Source organism: Stenotrophomonas sp. GD03930 (assembly GCF_029839665.1).
Classification (GTDB): domain Bacteria; phylum Pseudomonadota; class Gammaproteobacteria; order Xanthomonadales; family Xanthomonadaceae; genus Stenotrophomonas; species Stenotrophomonas forensis.
In genome coordinates this window covers 283151-301710 of the sequence record NZ_JAOCAV010000003.1, presented here as the reverse complement: position 1 = coordinate 301710, position 18560 = coordinate 283151, and the positions used below count along the sequence as shown (strand labels likewise).

Sequence of the window (18560 nt, the reverse complement as noted above, 5' to 3'; positions counted from 1 at the left end):
CAGAGTCAGATGCTTCTGCCGGGGTCACCCACCGTCCGCCAGGAGCTGCGCCATGTCATACCGCACCCATTACCCGAACCTGTATCAACTGGTCGGCGAATCGATCAGGCAGCTGTCTGTCGAAATCGCCCAGCGCGTCGAGGACGTACTGTCCGGGCCCGATGGCCTGATGCCGATGCTGAAGGGGCAGATGGACATCGACGGTTCCACGCAGCGCACCGGGCTGAGTGCCCCGGAGGCTGGCACGCTGGCAGGCATCCGGCACACCGTCGCAGGAATCACGAGCTTGACCCGGATGATGTATGCCGTGCATGTCGCACGCACCCGGGGAGGCCCGTCGCAGGTCGTGCCCCCGGATGCGATGAATGGCCTGCTGCTGGCTGCGCGGGAGCTGACCAGCCACGCACAACGGCAGTTGCGGGCCGAAAGGAATCGGGGTTCGGCGACGCTGCAATAGTCGCCGCGCGCGAGGCACCGCCCCACAGCCGTTGTCGTATTCCGCCTTCCTGGTGGCTCGGCAACGGCTGCACGCCCCCGCGATGCATCGGGCGAAGGCTGTAATACCGGGCAGAAATTGATCTTCGACGCTTTTCAGACACTTTTCGGATTGCGTCCTCGGCATTGATCCGCCAAGGCTTGAAGCATGGAAAGCGCGTTTCTTCGCGCGCTGTGTCTGTCAAGGAACTGCCATGGATCACCGATCGTCGTTCGTTGCTGCCCACGAGGCGTCGTCGCGCGTCCATCGATTCTGCGGTCCCACCGCATTGCGGTTGATCGTGGAGCGTTGGCACGGCAGCGAATCGTTGTCCGAAGGCCTGCGCTGCCAGATCGATCTGCTGGGCGAGCCGTGCGAGCACAGCCTGGATGATTGGGTGGCCCGGCCGGCAAGCATCACCACACGCCTGCCGGACGGTGCAGACGTTGTCCGGGTCGGGCTGATCCGCAGTGTCGAGCGCCTGGCCTGCGCAGGCCGCCTCGTGCGGTACCGCGTGCACCTGGCCGACTGGACCGCCTGGCTGCATGACAGCCGCCACAGTCGCGTGTTCCAGGATCAGGACGTGGCCAGCATCATCAGCACGGTGCTCTCGGTGCACGCGCCGCTGGCGCATTGGTCCTGGCACGTTGGAAGTACTGCTGCCATCGACCGCCGGTGCCGGGGCTATCGCGTGCAGTACCGCCAATCGGACATGGCGTTCCTGCAGCAGTTGATGGCCGATGAAGGCCTGGGCTGGTGCATCCGCACGCTGCCCGATGTACCGGGCGGGCATACGATGATGATCTTCGGCGACAGTACCCGATGCTCGCTGCTGTCACGGCCCCGACGCCTGCACCAGACCCAGCGCGTGCCCGATGACGCGGGCATCGCGCTGTTGCATGAGACCTGTCGCGTCGTGCCGACCCACATGACCCGGGTGGCGGATCTGGACGATCCGTTGCGTGTGGTTTCGGCCAGCCTGCCTGTACGCACTGTGGCCAGTGGCCCATTGGAGGACTATTCGCCGGCACGCCACGCGGCGTGGGAGACCTCGCGCGAGGCCTTGGCCGAGGTGATGCGCGACACCGAGGCAGCGTTGTGTGAGCAGCGGCGCTGGACCGGCGAAGGCACCGAGCCGGACTTCCAGCCCGGCTACGCATTCGAGGTGTTGCCAGAGCCCGGCCAGCGAGTAGCGCCCGCGTTGCTGCTTACAGCGGTGCAGCACGCAGCGGTCAACACGCTGCCTGAGGTTCTCGAACTGCAGCAGCACCTGCCGTTGCACGCACTGCCCGACACCGTGCCTGCCGACCGCGCGCAGAGGCTGGGCTATGCCAATCGCTTCGAGGCCATGCCGTACGACCGTCGATGGCGACGTTCTCCGGATGGCAGGGCTGGGCGGTCGACGGCCCCTGGCCCGCAACTGGCCACTGTGCTCGGTGGCGATGACGGTGCACCGCTGCACATGGACAGCAACGGGCGCATCCGTGTGCGGTTCGGCTTTGCCACCGACAGCAGGGCCGACAGCGGTTGGCTGCGCGTCGCCCAGACCTTTGCCGGCCCCGGCGTGGGCAGTCAGTTCCTGCCCCGCGTCGGCCAGGAGGTGGTGGTGGACTTCATCAACGGCGACCTCTGCCGCCCCATCGTGATGGGTGCGCTCTACAACGGCCGGGGCGAGTCACGCGCTGAAGCGCTGGGGCTGTCCAGCGATGCTGGCAGCAGTGCCCAGAACAACCTGGCCGGTGGCAACGCCCCGCGCTGGCATGCTGCAGGCGCGGGTGAATCGGCCCAGCGCGATGTGGGCGCCGTATGGGGCATCAGCTCGCAGAGCTGGGACGGCCATGGCGGTAACAGTCTCGAGTTCGACGACAGCGATGACCAGCTGCAGGTACGGCTTGGCACAACGCAGTGCCACAGCGCGATCAGCATGGGTCATCTGCGTCACCTGCAACACAACTTCCGCGGCAGCCTGCGCGGAAGTGGATTCGAACTGCGCAGCGACGCGTGGGGCGCCGTGCGTGCCACGGCAGGCCTGTGGCTGGACAGCATGCAGCGCTCCGCGGCCACCCCGGCCGGTCTGCGCGCTGCGCCGGTCGCGCTGTTGCGGCAGACGCTCGTGCTGGCGCACTCCTTTGATGAAGCGGCACGGCAGCAACGTACGGTGCGGCTGCGCGGCCACGCCGCCGAGGGCAACGGTGCCAGCGTGCTGCAGACCCTGGCCGACAGCGTGGCGGCATCGCAGCGGCTGCAGGGCGCTGGCGAAGACATTCCTGCAACCGGGTCTGCGGTGCTTGGCCTGTCCGCACCGGCAGGCATCTGCCAGGTGGCCGGGCAGGCGATCCAGCTGGGCGTGGGGCACAGTACGTTGCTGGCCAGTGGCGGCAGTTCGTCGGTGACCGTTGCCGGCCATGGGCGTTGGCAGTGCCGCCAGGCCATAGGCGTGTTGGCGGGTGCCACACGCACTCCGGGAAGTGCCGGGTTGAGCGTGGTGGCTGGCCAACAGGTGCTTGATATGCAGGCGCAGGCAGACGCCGTGCACCTGCAGGCGCGCGCTGGACTGGTGGCAGCCAGCCAGCACGGGGAGGTGCAACTGGCGGCAGGCAACACGCTGCACATCGCAACGGCCGGCGGCGCTTCGATCACACTGGAGGACGGGCACCTGCGGGTGAGCTGTCCAGGCACATTGACCTTCAAATCCGGCAATCGGCACTTCACCGGTCCGGTGCAGGAGCTGTTTCCGCTACCGCAGTTCGCACAGACGGTCTGCGTGGAGTGCCTGCTGAAGGCGATGCAGGCCGGCCTGCCATGGTCTACGAAGAATGGCTGACGCCCCGTGGATTGATCCGTGGCGGCATTCCAGGTTGCCGTGGCAGACCCCCGGCGACCAGCGTGTGGACGCGCAGCCCGCCTGTGCGCTGCTGGACATGGCATTCGCGCCAGAGGCCTGGACGCAGCTGCGCGCGCTGGCCGCTGACGTGGTGCCGCTGTTTACGCATCGCTATACCGGCAAAGGGTTGGACCGGTTGTCGCCATGCCTGGCTGTCCTGCCGGACGAAGCCAGAGTACGCGAACGCTGCTGGCAGGCGCTGCTGGACCTGAGCAACGGCGCGCCGATGCTGTCGGTGCTGCGCAGCACCGCCGACCCGCGTGCATTGGCCGAGCATCTACGGCGGATCTGGGAGGGCTGTTCCAGCACCGGCCAGCCGTGGTTGCTGCGCTGGGCCGATGGGCGTGCCGCCGCCCGCCTGCTGGATGCGCTGGACGATGCACAGCGGACGCGCGTACTGGGCGGTCTACACGACTGGCACCTGCCCACCCGCATCGGAGATTGGATGTGCGTAACCGGCAAGGGGGGAGTGCCGCTCGATGCCGACGCCAGGCCGCTCACGTTCACCGCGGCGCAGGAGGCCACACTACGGAGCGGAAGCCAGGCCGATGCCATCACGCGCTTCATCCTGCAGCGGCCCGTGCTGCGCCCGGACGGCATGCTGCCCTCGCAGGTGCATCGCTGCGCGGAACACGTGCTGGGACGTCTGGCACGCCGAGGCATCGACCATCCCGCGCTGGCGCATCGGATGACGATCAAGGAGGTTGCCGTGAGGAATGGGCGCCATGGCGAAGATGAGACGCCATGAAGAAGTTTCTGACGAGGGTGATTCTGATTGGACTGGCGCTGTTTGCTTTGGCAGGCCTGGTGCTGAAGTTCATGGATTTCAGGATTGGTCCACTACCGCTAGGTCCTCCGAAGCCACGCATCATTGAGCCGGATACTGGTCACGATATCACTGACGCGCCACTGGAGATGTCATTGAGAATCGGCGTAGCCAACTACTCGGATGACGGGTTGGGGACGGTCTTCATTAATGACGCTTGGGCGGGTGGGATGGAGCCACGAGCCAGTGGGAACGCTGCAACCTGCTGCGTAGCGTTGCCTCGTCTCTGGCATCCGGGGTTGAAGGTGACGGTGGTCTATCGCACCAGCAGCATGTTTCTCAGGGATCCTCAGAGCTACGTTGAGAGGGACATTCTTGTCGCGCCATATGAGCCGTTTCTAGATGGATTCATCTATTTCTTCTACTTTCCAGGTGATCAGGTGAGGGTGGTAGCTACACCTTATACGCCCGGTTATCCTGGGTTCGCATACGACATTCAGTTTGCAGGGCGTGAGCGTGACGAAGCAAAGATTGCACGGTTTCTTATGGAGACCGCTGCTGAGGAGGTAGTGCAATGAGAGTGGCTGTATCACCTCCGGCTTCTGACAGTAGTGCCAGCTTGAGTCATCGTGAACTAGCTCGCAATGAAGGTGCGAATGTCGAATCATCTTCCGATTGTGGTGCGGGGATCTTCATTGGTTGCTTCTTCGATGGAGCGCGAAATCACAGGCTGAATTATCATCGCCTGGGTAATAAAACTGAATCAAACATCTCGCGCCTTTTTGAAATTTTTAATCGCGATTTCTTCTGCTTTCCGGGCTATCAGGTGCGGGTCACGGCCACTTCCTACTCCCCAGGATATCCAGGCTTCGCTTACGACATCGACTTCGGTGATGGACACGATGATCTAGAAAAGATTAAGAGATTTCTGGAGGCAACAGCGGGCAAGGAGGCGGAATGGTGAGGGTAAGGGTATCTACTCCGACGTCAGAGCAACCAACGCAGCTCAGTTCCAGTGAAGCGGGGCGATATGCGGCCTCATTGTCGGAAATCGGATCCGACTGCGGTGTGGATCTTTCAATGATCTGCTTCGCATTCCCGCCGATGTGCGTTGCTGTGTGCACATGGTGGCCGCGCATGAAGTACGCGGCTCGTTCCCGGTGGACTTGGTGGATGGCGCGAACTGCGAGCAGATCATCTACCCCAACCTGCGTCGTAGACGAGGGTGCGTTTGAATGAAGGGCGTTGAGCGAATGGCCGTGGTGAAAAAGGTGTTTGTCAGGATTGCACTGATCGGGCTTGCGCTGTTTGCCTTGGCGGGTCTGGTGCTGAAGTTCATGGATTTCAGGATGGGTCCACCACCGCCCAGTCCTCCGAAGCCACGCATCATTGACGCTGCGTCTGGCCACGATATCACCGACGCGCCGTCAGAAATGCATCTGATGATTGGAATTGCGAACTACTCTGATGAGGGATTAGGAAAAGTCTTCATCAATGATGCGTGGGGTGGTGCGATGCGTGCCCGAGCCAGTAGCAATGGCCGAACCTGCTGCGTGACGCTTCCTCGGCTTTGGCATCCGGGCCTGAAAGTAACGGTTGCTTACCGTACGAGTAGCATGTTCCTTAAGGATCCGCATAGCTATATTGAGAAGGAGATTTTTGTGCCGCGCTACAAGCCCTTCTTGGATGGTTTCATCTTCTTTATGTATTTCCCTGATGATGAGGTGAGGGTCATAGCTACGCCATATTTTCCGGGTTTCCCTAAATTTGCTTACGATCTTGATTTTGCCGACAGCGAGCGTGATCCAGAAAAGATCAATGGATTTCTTGAGGTGACGGCAAGGGGCGGGGTGACAGAATGAGAGTAAATGTGGCGCCTCCGGTGTCAGATCCTTCGGCGCAACTCAGTTTGACTGAACTAGGGAGATACTCCTCTTCCCGTATGGGGACTGAAACGGATTGCGGAGTAGACGTGTCAATGGGCTGCTTCTTCGATGGGACTCGTAATCACAGGCTGGCATCGAAGAAGCGTAAGGACATGAGCGAGAGCAATGTGTCTCGACTCTTCGACGTCTATGATCTAGGGCGAGCCAAAGGAATTGGTCGTCGGCCAACCAATTTTGCGAGCTACATCCAAGGCGTCGGCACCGAGGCGCTGAGAGAAATTGGCGACACCGGCACCGGCTGGCATGCCCGTGCCGGCGCGGCGGCGGGCTGGGGCGGCGAGGGTCGGGTGAATTGGATGCTGATGAAGGTCCAGGACCACCTCTTGACCCATTTTGCAGAGACAACCGTCACGACCGCGATGGGCTTCGATTCCACCGTCCCCATCGCGCGCAAGATGAGTGCCGATCTCCGCTTGCACCTGCAGGACGTAGAGCGCTTGGCGCAGGCGGCGCGGATGTCGCTGTCCAACTACCTAGCGGTCAACCAAGGGCAGGAGGAAATCGATCTTCGCAACTCACTGAGCGGCGGCTTCTGGAACATGGTGGGCGCGTTGCAGCGGGTGCGCGGAACCCATCTGGCGCGCGCCGATCACGTGGGGCGCCGGGCAGTCTTGCAGGAGCGACGCGCTTTTCTTGCGAAGAAGGTGGCCCCGTTCCAGAAACAGAATCCCCGTGTAGACCGCATCCGTATATCGGTGTTCGGCTTCTCGCGCGGCGCCACCGAGGCGCGCGTGTTCTGCAACTGGCTCGGCGATGCGTGCGACCCAGGCCCCGGGCCCCTGCGCTTGTGTGGAATTCCGGTGCAGATCGATTTCGTCGGCTTGTTCGATACGGTCGCGTCGGTAGGTGCCGCGCAGAGCTTCTTTGAGTCGATGTTCGATGGCCACGGTGGTTGGGCAACAGCCGAAGACCTGCGCATTCCAGCCGATGTACGCCGCTGTGTGCATATGGTGGCTGCGCATGAAGTACGCGGTTCGTTCCCGGTGGACCTGGTGGACGGCGCGAACTGCGAGCAGATCATCTACCCCGGGGTACATTCGGATGTGGGCGGCGGCTACACGCCCGGTGAGCAGGGGCGTTCGCCGAAGGATGCCGACAAGCTTTCGCAGATTCCGCTATGCGACATGTACCGGCATGCGCTGGCAGCAGGGGTGCCGTTGCTGCCGATGGACGAAGCGGATAAGGAAACCGCCGCTCAGTTCGAGGTCTCCCCGAAACTGCGCCAGCACTACAACGCGTACCTGCAGGCGATGGCGCCGTTCCTGCCGGCCAGCACCCCCGCCGCCAAGGCCAACCGCACCGCGGTGCTGATGTATGCCCATTATCGCCAGTACCTGCTGTGGCGTCGGCAGCATCTGGATGACTTCGATCGCCTGCCGGGCTACCTGCAGGCGCCTGCGCAGGACCGCGCGGACCTGGGTGGCGGCAATGCCGAGCTGGTGCAGGAGGCGCGGGCGATGCGCTACAACAACGCCACGGCCCGCCTGCGCACCGAGGAACCTTACGCGGCCCACCACGGCATGGCCACGCCGCCTCGGTTCCAGGGTATTCCCGTGCAGGATTTCGTGCAGGCGAGGTTGCGGGGCAAAAAGGAACAGCAGTGGCTGGATGGCCAGATCCAAGCGATCTGGGACTCGCGGCAGGCCCCGCCGGCGCCCGTGGCAGCGTTTCTGGATGGATACGTGCACGACTCGCGGGCGTGGTTCAAGCCGTTCGGGCTGGACGATGACGAGTGGGTTCACGTGCAGCGGCGCGAGCGTGAGGCGTATCAGCAGCGGATGCGCGAGCTGGATGCGATTGAGCGGTCCCATCGGCAGGAGCGCGAGCGCATGCAACGCTCCGGGCAGATGTTCCAGCCGCGGGTGCCGTTGGGAATGTCGGTGCAGGAGCTGGAAGCGCTGACTGACTGGCGGCAGCGCCCCGACGACTTCGATGAAGCATTGCAGCTGACCGGGCGCGAGTACCACTGGCAGTGGGGCTATCTGCGCTGGCGCACCTGCTATCTCAATCCGCCCGGCGTGACGGTGGCCGAGGCATCGGCACGCAGGTGGCAGCGTGCGGAGGAGGCGGCCGCCTAGGGAGCGCGCGGAGTGTCGTAACCGGCGTGCTCGGCGCTACTGGTGCGGCTCAGCGCCGAGGTGCATCGCGACACCTGTGTGATGCGTTGCGCGCCTCTGGCGTGTGTCGTTGCACGAATCCTTGCAGTGGCGATTTTCCCTACAGAAATGCGCTTCGTGAGGTGGCGTGATGGCTGGGCCGGGGCGGGTGCCTTGGCCGGGATTGGCGTCCTGAAATCAACTGTTCGACAGGAAGTCTCCGATGTTCTGTTTTGCATCGAAGACAATGCACCGTGCTTCGCCTGCGGCGGACGGTGCGAGGGGATTCTTGAAATCCGCCGGAGTTTCTACCTGTCGGGAGTTGTCCGGTACGCCAACCCGCACCGTCCGCCACCTTGCTTCTGCAGGTGGCTTGCCGTCTGCGAGGAACTCACCATGTCCGCACGCCCCGAATTTCCCCATCTTTCCGCCCTGATTGGCGATGCCGTCAACCGGCTGCCTGCCAATGCGGCCGAGCGGCTCGAAGCCCTGCTCGATGACCCCGAAGACCTGTTGCCGGCCCTGCTGGCCCGCATGGATGGCCATGACGGCGCGGATGGTCAGCGGTGTGATGCGCAGGGTCTCAGTCCCGCGCAGGCCGCAACCCGGGCTGGGCTTGGCCGTACGTTGGCGGGCTTGGATGTGCTGGTCCAGGTGCTGCACGCCGCTGCAGCCGCACGCGAACAGGGCGGTGCCCACCAGCAGCTCAGCCCGGATGTGGTTGATGGTTTGCTGTTGGGCGCTCGAGAGCTGGTCCGCCACGCGCGGCAACAGGTGGAGTAGAGCTGCGCGGCGCGTGGACGCGCTTCGGTAGTGCCGGCCGCTGGCCGGCAACGAGGTCTCAGCCCGCGGCCAAGCCCAGGTACCGCGCATGCAGCTGTTCCACCTGCACCTGCAGATCCTGCGGCCGCCCATCGTTGACCACCACGTCATCGGCCTGCGCCAACCGCTGCGCCCGGCTGGCCTGCGCAGCAATCATCTGGTCGGCCAGTGCGGCGTCGATACCATCGCGCTGCATCAGCCGCGCGTGCTGCACGGCTTCGGGGGCATCCACCAGCAGTACTCGGTCCAGCCACGGGTAGGCCTGCCGCCCGCCAACCTCGGTCAGCAGTGGAATGGCGGCAATCGCATAGGGGCTGGTGGCCTGCTCGCACTGCTGTTGCATCAGCAGGCGGATGGCCGGGTGGGTGATGGCTTCCAGTGCCACCCGTTCGGCCGGGTCGGCGAAGACGTGGGCGCGCAGGCGCGCCCGGTTCAGGCTGCCGTCGGCCAGCAGCATGTCAGCGCCGAAACGTTCTGCGATACGGCCCAGCGCCGGGCTGCCGGCGGCCACCACGGCGCGCGCGGCCAGATCGGCATCGGCCACCACGATGCCCAGCGCCTCGAAGCGCCGGGTCACCTCGCTCTTGCCGGCGGCGATGCCGCCGGTCAGGCCAACCACATACCGGCTCATGGGGAATCCCCTCAGCGCAGGCCGCTCAGGACCAGATACTGCTCTACCAACGGCCCGCCCCACATGAAGTACAGCCAGCCGGCGATGGCCAGGTACGGCCCGAACGGGATGGGGGTGGCGCGGTCACGGCCCCGGCTGTACAGCCAGATCGAGCCGATGATGGCGCCCAGCACCGAGGACAGCAGGATGATCGGCAGGATGCCCTTCAGCCCGCACCAGGCACCGAGTGCCGCCAGCAGTTTGAAATCGCCGTGGCCCATGCCTTCCTTGCCGGTCAGCTGCTTGAACAGCCACCAGACCGCCCAAAGCGACAGATAGCCCAGCGCTGCGCCGATCAGGGCAGGCTTGGCCGGCATGTACAGGTTGTCGATGCTGCCTATCAGCCCCAGCCACATCAGGGGCAGGGTCAACTGGTCCGGCAACAGCTGGGTGCGCAGGTCGATGCCCGACAGGGCGATCAGGAAGCAGGTCAGCACGATGGCACCGAAGCCCTGCCAGCCGAAGCCGAACTGCCAGACGCAGGCCAGCACCAGCAGCGAGGTCATGGCCTCCACCAGCGGGTACTGCAGCGAGATGGGCGCCTTGCAGTGGCGGCACTTGCCGCCCTGGATGATCCAGCTGAACAGGGGGATGTTCTCGTACCAGCTCAGCTTGTGCTTGCAGTGCGGGCAGTGCGAAGGCTCGACCACGATGCCCGGTGGGGGCGGTTCGTAGTAGTCCGGTTCCTCCAGGACCTCGCGCGCATCGCGCTTCCACTGCCACTCCAGCCGCTTGGGCAGGCGCAGGATGACGACGTTCAGGAAACTGCCCAGCAGCAGTCCCAGGGCGGCCGCGGCGGGGTAGCCGAGGCCGGGATGCTGGTCGAGAAAAGCCATGTATGTGTTATCCGACGACGGAAGCGAGCTTGAAGATCGGCAGGTACATGCCGATGACCATGCCGCCGACGATGGTACCAATGATCACCATGATGATCGGCTCCAGCAGGCTGCTCAGGGCGTCAACGGCATTGTTGACCTCCTGCTCATAGTACTCGGCCACCTTGAACAGCATCGCATCCAGGGCGCCGGCCTCTTCGCCGATGCCGGTCATCTGGATGACCATGTGCGGGAACAGGTTGCGCTGCTTCATCGCCACATTCACGGGGTAGCCCACCGAGACATCGTCTCGCATGCGAAGGACGGCCTCCTCGTACACCGTATTGCCGGTGGCACCGGCCACGATGCCCAGCGCCTCCACCAGCGGGACACCTGCCTTGAAGGTGACGGCCGTTGTACGGGAGAAGCGGGCGATAGCACTGTTGTGCATCAGCTGCCCGATCACCGGTACCTTCAGGACCAGCCGATCCATCGTGTGCTGCAGTTTGGGCGAGCGCTTGTAGGCGGCGATGAAGCCGAAGATGGAGCCGATGATGACGATGAGTATCAGCCACCACCACGACACCATGAACCGGGACATGTTGACGATCATCTGCGTGAAGGCCGGCAGGTCCGCGCCGAAGCCCTTGAACACGTCTTCGAACTGCGGCACAACCCATACCAGCAGGATGCCGCTGACGATCAGTGCGACTGCCAGCACCATGGCCGGGTAGAACATCGCCTTGCGGATCTTGCCCTTCAGGGCTTCGATGTTCTCTTTGTAGGTAGCGACGGTATCAAGCACCGTCTCCAGTACACCGGCGCCTTCACCGGCCTTGACCAGATTCCGGTACAGCTCATCGAACTGCACCGGGTGCTTGCTGACCGCCTCGTAGAGCGAAGAACCGCCCTCGATATCGGTGCGGAGCGAGTCCACCATCTTCTTCATGCGCGGGTTCTTGTGCCCGCTGCCGATGATGTCCAGCGCCGTTACGATCGGCACGCCGGATTTCATCATGGTCGCCATCTGGCGGCTGAAGAAGGCGATGTCCTTCGGCGATATCTTGCTGCCTGCCGCACCAAAAAGCGGTTTGGGCTTGACCTTGACCTGGCCCGGGTTGATGCCCTGTCGGCGTAGTTCGGCCCTGAGCAGATTGGCGTTCTTTGCCATCTGCTCACCCTTCATCTTCACTCCGCGCTTGTCGGTCCCCTCCCAGACAAACGGCTGCAGCTCCGTGGTGCTGCGCGCCACGGGCTCCTTCTGGATCGCACTGCCACTGACAGACATATAGGCTCCCCAAGACCCGCCATCCCCAGCGGGCGTCTAGCCGTCGATGGTAGCCGGTTCATGGCCGTCTGGGCAGTTGGAAGGCGGCCCAGCGTGCGATTTCGTGCCGGGGGCCGGCCAAAGGTGACGCACTGCGTCACATTGCCGCGTCCATCGCAGATTCGGATATGGGGGGTTCCCATCCGCAGAATTGCTGCCATCATGGGCGCGGGGAAATCCAGGGGGAGGCGTGCCGGGGTTGGCACGCAACCTGCGTTGATCCACCCGCAGGGGGCAGGACCCGCTCAACTGGCCGCTGGCCGGACCGAACCTGTCCGCTGATATCAACCACCACTATCTTGGGGATGTACCACAATGAAGAACCAGAAGGGCTTCACCCTTATCGAACTGATGATCGTCGTCGCGATCATCGCCATCCTGGCCGCCATCGCTCTGCCGATGTACCAGGACTACGTGGCCAAGTCGCAGGCCACTGCCGGCCTCGCTGAAATCACCCCGGGCAAGACCCAGGCCGAAGTTCTGCTGAATGAAGGCAAGAGCTACGCCGACGCTGCTGGCATCGGTCTGACGGCGGCGACTGAGCGCTGCGCCATCTCCGGTACCGGCGATGCCGAGGACGGCACCGCTTCGATTGCTTGCGTGCTGAAGGGCAATTCCAAGGTTGCGACCAAGAATGTCACCCTGAACCGCAGTGCAGCCGGTGCTTGGACCTGCACCACTGACTTGGAAGATAAGTATCGTCCGGCCGGTTGTGGCGAAGCCGCAGCAAACCCGTAATCGATTACGGGTTTTCATGATGTGAGCAAGAGCCCCGCGATGCGGGGCTCTTGTTTATGGGATATCGGTACGTTGAAGCAACGGGTCCGAAGGTTAGGTTTAGACAATCTGTTTGGGGACAGACTGGTCATGAAGCATCCAAACGAAGAGGGGTTCACCCTCATCGAACTGATGATCGTCATCGCGATCATCGCAATCCTCTCTGCCATCGCTGTGCCTCTTTACCAGGTCTACATGGCCAAGGCACAGGTAGGTGCTGCTCTGGCGGATATCCGACCGGGGAAAACCACGATGGAGTACGTGGCGCAGGATGCGAAAGATGCAAGTGTTGTAACGGCAGCCTATATCGGCCTTGTGCCGACACAGCGTTGCCCGACGATTGAAGCGAAGCTGGACAGTGCGGGTGTCGGCAGCATTACCTGCACGCTGCAAGGTGGTAGCGCGGTGCAGGGCAAGGATCTGATCCTCCGCCGTGCGGCGGATGGCATCTGGAGCTGCGATGGCAGTGCCTTCGAAGCGCGGTATCGTCCGGCAGGCTGTTGAGTGAAATCCGGCCCGCCAATGGGATGTTGGCGGGTCGTTGACGGGGCTATCATGCCCGGGGGAGTCAGGATCATGCCTGCCGGGCCGGAAGGTTCAGGCATGGCAGTGTTGCTTATGGATGGGCAATGCCGACGGTCACGGGGCCGTGGCAGGTTCTGCTGCCCGGTGCTGCGCCTCTGGAAGGTGCGTGGTACCGCCAGACCCATGAGCCAAGGATTCATATGAATGCTGTAACCACCGCCAACCTCGTCGGCATCACCGGCCTGGCCCGCCGCCTGGTCCAGGACGGCGCCCTGGATGAAGCGGGCGCACGCGATGCCATGGCCAAGGCTGCTGCCGCGCGCCAGCCCCTGCCGACCTGGTTCGCCCAGAACAGGGTGGTAGGTGCCGCGCAGCTGGCCGCGGCCAATGCGGTCGAGTTCGGCATGCCGCTGTTCGATGTCTCCACCTTCGACGCCAGCCAGAACGCGATGAGCCTGGTCAGCGAGGAACTGCTGCGCAAGCACAACGTGCTGCCGCTGTTCAAACGCGGCGGCAAGCTGTTCGTCGGTACCAGCAACCCGACCCACTCGCTGGATGAGATCAAGTTCCACACCAATCTGGTGGTGGAACCGATCCTGGTGGATGAAGACCAGATCCGCCGCACGCTGGAGCAATGGCATGCCAGCCACGAAGCGCTCGGTGACGCGCTGGGCGGCGACGACGAGGGCATGGGAAACCTGGATGTAGCGGCGGGTGACGAGGACCTGGGAACCGGCGGTGATTCCGGCATCGATGCCAAGGGCGACGACACCCCGGTGGTGAAGTTCGTCAACAAGGTGCTGGTGGATGCCATCCGCAAGGGCGCCTCGGACATCCACTTCGAGCCCTATGAAGACGACTACCGGGTGCGCCTGCGCATCGACGGGTTGCTGAAGATGGTGGCGCGCGCGCCGGTGAAGCTCAATCAGCGCATCGCCGCGCGCCTGAAGGTGATGGCGCAGCTGGACATCGCCGAGAAGCGCGTGCCGCAGGACGGCCGCATCAAGCTCAACCTGTCCAAGACCAAGCAGATCGACTTCCGCGTGAGCACACTGCCGACCCTGTTCGGCGAGAAGGTGGTGCTGCGTATCCTGGATGGCAGTGCGGCCAAGCTGGGCATCGACAAGCTGGGCTACGAGCCGGACCAGCAGAAGCTGTTCCAGGATGCCATCCACAAGCCCTACGGCATGGTGCTGGTGACCGGCCCGACCGGTTCGGGCAAGACCGTGTCGCTGTATACGGCGCTGGGCATCCTCAACGACGAGACGCGCAACATCTCCACCGCCGAAGACCCGGTGGAAATCCGCCTGCCCGGCGTCAACCAGGTGCAGCAGAACAACAAGCGCGGCATGACCTTTGCCGCTGCGCTGCGCTCGTTCCTGCGCCAGGACCCGGACATCATCATGGTCGGCGAAATCCGCGACCTGGAAACGGCGGAGATTGCGATCAAGGCGGCGCAGACCGGCCACATGGTGCTGTCCACGCTGCATACCAACGATGCGCCGCAGACCATCGCGCGCCTGATGAACATGGGCATCGCGCCGTACAACATCACCAGCTCGGTGACGCTGGTGATCGCCCAGCGCCTGGCGCGCCGCCTGTGTGGCAACTGCAAGCGCCTGGCCACGCTGCCCGAGCATGCGCTGCTGGCCGAGGGCTTCACCCAGGCGCAGCTGGATGCGGGCATCCAGCTGTACGAGGCGGTCGGCTGCGACGAGTGCACCGAGGGCTACAAGGGCCGCACCGGCATCTACCAGGTGATGCCGATGACCGATGAGATCGCCACGATCGTGCTGGCGGGCGGCAACGCGCTGCAGATTGCCGAAGCGGCGCAGCAGATCGGCGTGAATGATCTGCGGCAGTCGGCATTGAAGAAGGCGGCCGCGGGCATTACCAGCCTGGCCGAGATCAATCGCGTCACCAAGGATTGAGGTAGATCCACGCCATGCGTGGATGCCGCGATGCATGAGGTTGCCGGCCAGCGGCCGGCACTACCGCTTGGGTCTGCGTTCGTGATCGGGACTGCGTGGTCCCGGCTCTACTCCATTCCCAGCTTCTTCAGCTTGTAGCGCAGCGCGCGGAAGGTGATGCCCAGCTGCGCGGCGGTGCGGGTCTTGTTCCAGCGGTTCTCTTCCAGCGCGCGCTGGATGGCGCTGCGCTCGAGCTGCTCGATGTAGGAGGGCAGGGCGGCGCTGCCCGGCTGCAGGTCGGCCACCGCTTCGGCCGGGGCGGCACTGCCTGGGGCGCGCGGGGCGTGCTGCGGCAGGCGCAGGTCATCGGCACCGATGCAGTCTTCCTCGGCCAGTGCCAGCGCACGTTCCAGGATGTTCTCCAGCTCGCGCACATTGCCGGGGAAGGCATACTGGGCCAGCGCCTCCAGTGCCGACGGCGCCAGCAGCGGGGTGGCGCGGCCATGGCTGCGGGCCAGCCGCGCCAGCACTGCCGCGGCCAGTTCCGGCAGGTCCTGGCGGCGCTCACGCAGCGGCGGCACCTTCAGTTCGATCACGTTGATGCGGTAGTACAGGTCGTGGCGGAAGCGCCCGTCTTCGACCAGTTCCGCCAGGTCGCGGTGGGTGGCCGAGAGAATCCGCACGTCCACCGGTTCCTCGTTGGGCGCACCGACCGCGCGCACCGATTTTTCCTGGATCGCGCGCAGCAGCTTCACCTGCATCTGCAGCGGCAGTTCGGCCACTTCGTCCAGGAACAGGGTGCCGCCATGGGCAGCCTGGAACAGGCCCGGCTTGTCGGCGTGCGCGCCGCTGAAACTGCCCTTGCGATGGCCGAAGAATTCACTCTCCATCAGCTCGCCGGGGATGGCGCCGCAGTTGACCGGCACGAACGGGCCGGCCGCACGCGCGCCCTGGGCATGGATGGTGCGCGCGACCAACTCCTTGCCCACCCCGGACTCGCCCAGGATGTAGACCGGCGCCTGGCTGCGCGCGACCTTGCCGATGGTGGTGCGCAGCACGTCCATGGCCGGCGAATCGCCGAGCAGGCGCGCACCCTGTTCGGCACTGGGGCCGGGCGTGGGGCGTTCGGTGTTGTTGAGTTCCAGTGCGTGCTTGACCAGGCCGCGCAGCACCGAGATGTCCACCGGCTTGCTGACGAAGTCGAAGGCCCCGGCCTTCAGCGCTTCCACCGCCAGATCCATGCTGCCGAAGGCGGTGATCATCGCCACCGGCGTGCGCGGATAGTGCTGGGCGATCTCGCTGACCAGTTCGATGCCGTTGCCATCCGGCAAGCGCATGTCGGTGATGCACAGGTCATACGGATTGCTGGCCAGCAGTTCACGTGCTTCGGCCAGGTTGGCGGCGGTACTGATGCGCAGCCCCATGCGGCCGAGGGTCAGTACCAGCAGTTCGCGGATGTCGCGTTCGTCGTCGACGACGAGGGCGCTGCGGGTTTCGTTCATGGGCGTGAAAGATAAACGAGGGGGCTGGATGCGACAAATGTTTGACGCACGGAATCGGAATCAGGTGGGCAGCAGCGTGTGCGGACCGGGCAGCACCAGGCGGAAGCAGGAGCCACCGGCCGGCACCGGGATGTAGTCGAGCCGCGCCTGGTTGGCCCGGCACAGCTCGCGGGCGATATACAGGCCCAGGCCGGTGCCGTGCTCGGACGTGGTGAAGAACGGGCGGAACAACTGCGCGGCCACGCTCTCGGGAATGCCCGGGCCGCGGTCCATCACGTCGATCACCGCGCTGCGCTCGTGCTGGGCCACGCGCAGGCGCACCCGCGCCGGCTGCTGGCCGATGCGCCCGTACTTGAGCGCGTTGTGCACCAGCACGGTCAGCACCTGGTACAGGTGGCGGGTATCGACCTGGGCCATCACCGCGGTGTCATTGATGATCGGTTCGATGCTGTCCGTCTCCAGAGTCTGCCCCTGCTTGTACTCCAGCACGAAGCGGCGCACGAAGGCGGCCAGGTCCACGTTCTCGGGCGTGGCGCGCTCGCGTCGGGCCAGCCCCAGCACGCTTTCGACGATGCCGTTGGTGCGCTGGCATTGCTGGCGGATGATCTGCAGCAGTCGGCGCTCGCTTTCGTTGAAGCCGGTGCCTTCCTCGAGCAGCTGCACGGCATAGTTGATGGCCGCCAGCGGGTTGCGGATCTCGTGGGCGAGGCTGGCCGAGAAGCGGCCCATCGCCGACAGGGTGAGCGATTCGGCGCGGCGGGACACCACGCTGGAATCGTCCAGGAACACCAGGGCGAGGTCGCTGCCGGCCAGCAGGCGGGCGAAGCGCGGCTGCACTTCCGGCTGGTCGGGGTTGAGCTGCAGCGGCAGTTCGTCCTGTGCCCAGCCATTGCGCCAGCGCTGCAGGCGGCGGGTCAGTTCCGGCGCGGCGCTGGCCAGGTCCAGGCGCCCGCTCTCGCCGTTGCCGTCGCTGTCGCCCAGCAGCATCGAGGCGGCCTCGTTGGCCAGGGTGATGCGGTTGTCGGCGTCCACCACCAGCACGCCGGTGCGCATGCGGCGGATGATCAGTTCGTTGATCTGGAACAGGTTGGCTACTTCGTCGCCGCGCTGGTTGGCCAGCTGCTGGTTGCGGCGGGCGCGGTTGCCGACCTGGTAGCTGATGAAGGCCAGGGCCAGGTAGCTGGTGGTGAACATCGCCAGCTCGGCCAGGGTGCGGGTGGGGTCGCCGCCTTCCAGCAGCTTCCAGGTGTATTCGACGCCGGTGGCCAGGCTGGCGGCCAGCGCCAGGCCCAGGCCGAGGCTGAGTGGCAGCAGGGTGGCGGCGGCGGCGATGTTGAACAGCAGCGACATCGAGATGCCGGCGCTTGCACCGGGCAGGGCATGCGACAGCAGGGTGGCGGCAACGATGTCCACCAGCACGCCGCTGACCACGATCGGCCGCAGCCAGCGTTCGTTGCGGCCGATCACCAGGGCCAGCAGCGACAACGCCAGATAGATGACCGCAACCACATCGGCCAGCCGCGGGTGATGGGCCTCGCCGACCAGGCCGGACAGAGGGCTGTAGAGCAGGGCGGCGATGACGGTTGCGATCAGCACCCGGTACAGCGCGAAGAAATACAGCTCACGCCGCGGGATCGATTCGATGCGGTCGATCAATGAAGCACTGGGTGACACGCCGGAACTCCCCTTCTGGCTGCCTGGGTCTGGAATCTGCGATGCACCGGTCCGGCGTCCCCTGAAGCCGGGCCGGCGCGTCGCTTCTATGTGGCCCGTGGTGGAAGCGGTCGAGCAGGCTCGACGCTGCACACCCTGGCTGACCAGTATAGGCCCCCGCAAAGCGTGCCGTGGGAGTGGCCCGGATCGCGCATTTGGCCGCCCGCGGACACCGGTGGCCAGCGCCGGGCCCGGCGCAACTGCCTGAATGACGGTGGAAATCTGGCCGGGTCTGGCGTTTTGTACAGACTTCTTTGCGCCCCGGCGCTGGCTCGGCCACAATAGTGGGCCCGCCGCGGTCCATGCCGGCGCCCCGCCGGGGCCCTGAGGAA

General features: G+C 64.6%; 16 protein-coding genes. 11 read left to right on the top strand and 5 right to left on the bottom strand.

Annotated features, from left to right (window positions below):
- The first annotated feature begins 52 nt into the window (after positions 1-52).
- The 8 genes from N5C18_RS17035 to N5C18_RS17000 all read left to right on the top strand — a co-directional run bounded on the left by N5C18_RS17035 (position 53) and on the right by N5C18_RS17000 (position 8950).
- Positions 53-457 (top strand): hypothetical protein, encoded by a 405-nt coding sequence (locus tag N5C18_RS17035; RefSeq protein WP_053510694.1) that lies wholly within the window; start codon positions 53-55, stop codon positions 455-457.
- Positions 458-689: 232 nt separating this feature from the next.
- Positions 690-3299 (top strand): type VI secretion system tip protein TssI/VgrG, encoded by a 2610-nt coding sequence (tssI, locus tag N5C18_RS17030; protein WP_279945203.1) that lies wholly within the window; start codon positions 690-692, stop codon positions 3297-3299.
- Complete coding sequence (locus tag N5C18_RS17025) at positions 3292-4107, top strand: DUF4123 domain-containing protein (protein ID WP_279945201.1); 816 nt, start codon at positions 3292-3294, stop codon at positions 4105-4107. The genes tssI and N5C18_RS17025 overlap by 8 nt, the downstream gene beginning before the upstream one ends.
- Entirely contained in the window at positions 4104-4703 is a 600-nt protein-coding gene (locus tag N5C18_RS17020) for a DUF3304 domain-containing protein (RefSeq protein ID WP_279945200.1), read from the top strand. Before N5C18_RS17025 ends, N5C18_RS17020 begins: the two co-directional genes overlap by 4 nt.
- A 41-nt stretch (positions 4704-4744) precedes the next feature.
- Complete coding sequence (locus N5C18_RS17015; RefSeq protein WP_279935490.1) at positions 4745-5089, top strand: hypothetical protein; 345 nt, start codon at positions 4745-4747, stop codon at positions 5087-5089.
- Between the two features lie 271 nt (positions 5090-5360).
- On the top strand, positions 5361-5987 hold the full coding sequence (locus tag N5C18_RS17010) for a DUF3304 domain-containing protein (RefSeq protein WP_279945199.1): 627 nt from the start codon (positions 5361-5363) through the stop codon (positions 5985-5987).
- 176 nt (positions 5988-6163) lie between these two features.
- Positions 6164-8149 (top strand): DUF2235 domain-containing protein, encoded by a 1986-nt coding sequence (locus N5C18_RS17005; protein ID WP_345782066.1) that lies wholly within the window; start codon positions 6164-6166, stop codon positions 8147-8149.
- A 414-nt stretch (positions 8150-8563) separates the two neighbouring features.
- Complete coding sequence (locus tag N5C18_RS17000) at positions 8564-8950, top strand: hypothetical protein (RefSeq protein ID WP_279945197.1); 387 nt, start codon at positions 8564-8566, stop codon at positions 8948-8950.
- A gap of 58 nt (positions 8951-9008) precedes the next feature.
- Here N5C18_RS17000 and coaE read toward each other — a convergent pair whose 3' ends face one another.
- The 3 genes from coaE to N5C18_RS16985 are packed head-to-tail and all read right to left on the bottom strand — an operon-like array spanning position 9009 to position 11762.
- Positions 9009-9620, bottom strand: coding sequence for a dephospho-CoA kinase (gene coaE / locus N5C18_RS16995; protein ID WP_279945195.1), 612 nt, complete (start codon positions 9618-9620; stop codon positions 9009-9011).
- A gap of 11 nt (positions 9621-9631) precedes the next feature.
- Positions 9632-10495, bottom strand: a complete 864-nt coding sequence (locus N5C18_RS16990; RefSeq protein ID WP_008268831.1) for an A24 family peptidase — start codon at positions 10493-10495, stop codon at positions 9632-9634.
- A gap of 7 nt (positions 10496-10502) precedes the next feature.
- Complete coding sequence (locus N5C18_RS16985; RefSeq protein WP_279945194.1) at positions 10503-11762, bottom strand: type II secretion system F family protein; 1260 nt, start codon at positions 11760-11762, stop codon at positions 10503-10505.
- A 354-nt stretch (positions 11763-12116) separates the two neighbouring features.
- Between N5C18_RS16985 and N5C18_RS16980 the strand changes: the two genes are divergently transcribed.
- From N5C18_RS16980 to pilB, 3 genes are all read left to right on the top strand, one after another.
- Positions 12117-12539 carry a pilin gene (locus N5C18_RS16980; RefSeq protein WP_004154422.1) on the top strand — a complete coding sequence of 141 codons (423 nt, stop codon included), beginning with the start codon at positions 12117-12119 and terminating at the stop codon, positions 12537-12539.
- Positions 12540-12668: 129 nt separating this feature from the next.
- Positions 12669-13082 (top strand): pilin, encoded by a 414-nt coding sequence (locus tag N5C18_RS16975; protein ID WP_053510599.1) that lies wholly within the window; start codon positions 12669-12671, stop codon positions 13080-13082.
- Between the two features lie 221 nt (positions 13083-13303).
- Positions 13304-15034 (top strand): type IV-A pilus assembly ATPase PilB, encoded by a 1731-nt coding sequence (gene pilB / locus N5C18_RS16970; protein WP_053510577.1) that lies wholly within the window; start codon positions 13304-13306, stop codon positions 15032-15034.
- Positions 15035-15141: 107 nt separating this feature from the next.
- On the opposite strand, the gene N5C18_RS16965 is transcribed toward pilB, so the two are convergent.
- Positions 15142-16515, bottom strand: coding sequence for a sigma-54 dependent transcriptional regulator (locus tag N5C18_RS16965; protein ID WP_053510575.1), 1374 nt, complete (start codon positions 16513-16515; stop codon positions 15142-15144).
- Positions 16516-16575: 60 nt separating this feature from the next.
- Complete coding sequence (locus tag N5C18_RS16960; RefSeq protein WP_164242417.1) at positions 16576-18189, bottom strand: ATP-binding protein; 1614 nt, start codon at positions 18187-18189, stop codon at positions 16576-16578.
- Positions 18190-18560 lie beyond the last annotated feature (371 nt).

Excerpts from the sequence above, each read along its gene's own strand:
- N5C18_RS17035 (WP_053510694.1), top strand. The coding sequence starts at position 53 with ATGTCATACCGCACCCATTACCCGAACCTGTATCAACTGGTCGGCGAA.
- tssI (WP_279945203.1), top strand. The coding sequence starts at position 690 with ATGGATCACCGATCGTCGTTCGTTGCTGCCCACGAGGCGTCGTCGCGC.
- N5C18_RS17025 (WP_279945201.1), top strand. The coding sequence starts at position 3,292 with ATGGCTGACGCCCCGTGGATTGATCCGTGGCGGCATTCCAGGTTGCCG.
- N5C18_RS17020 (WP_279945200.1), top strand. The coding sequence starts at position 4,104 with ATGAAGAAGTTTCTGACGAGGGTGATTCTGATTGGACTGGCGCTGTTT.
- N5C18_RS17010 (WP_279945199.1), top strand. The coding sequence starts at position 5,361 with ATGAAGGGCGTTGAGCGAATGGCCGTGGTGAAAAAGGTGTTTGTCAGG.
- N5C18_RS17005 (WP_345782066.1), top strand. The coding sequence starts at position 6,164 with ATGAGCGAGAGCAATGTGTCTCGACTCTTCGACGTCTATGATCTAGGG.
- N5C18_RS17000 (WP_279945197.1), top strand. The coding sequence starts at position 8,564 with ATGTCCGCACGCCCCGAATTTCCCCATCTTTCCGCCCTGATTGGCGAT.
- coaE (WP_279945195.1), bottom strand. The coding sequence starts at position 9,620 with ATGAGCCGGTATGTGGTTGGCCTGACCGGCGGCATCGCCGCCGGCAAG.
- N5C18_RS16990 (WP_008268831.1), bottom strand. The coding sequence starts at position 10,495 with ATGGCTTTTCTCGACCAGCATCCCGGCCTCGGCTACCCCGCCGCGGCC.
- N5C18_RS16985 (WP_279945194.1), bottom strand. The coding sequence starts at position 11,762 with ATGTCTGTCAGTGGCAGTGCGATCCAGAAGGAGCCCGTGGCGCGCAGC.
- N5C18_RS16980 (WP_004154422.1), top strand. The coding sequence starts at position 12,117 with ATGAAGAACCAGAAGGGCTTCACCCTTATCGAACTGATGATCGTCGTC.
- N5C18_RS16975 (WP_053510599.1), top strand. The coding sequence starts at position 12,669 with ATGAAGCATCCAAACGAAGAGGGGTTCACCCTCATCGAACTGATGATC.
- pilB (WP_053510577.1), top strand. The coding sequence starts at position 13,304 with ATGAATGCTGTAACCACCGCCAACCTCGTCGGCATCACCGGCCTGGCC.
- N5C18_RS16965 (WP_053510575.1), bottom strand. The coding sequence starts at position 16,515 with ATGAACGAAACCCGCAGCGCCCTCGTCGTCGACGACGAACGCGACATC.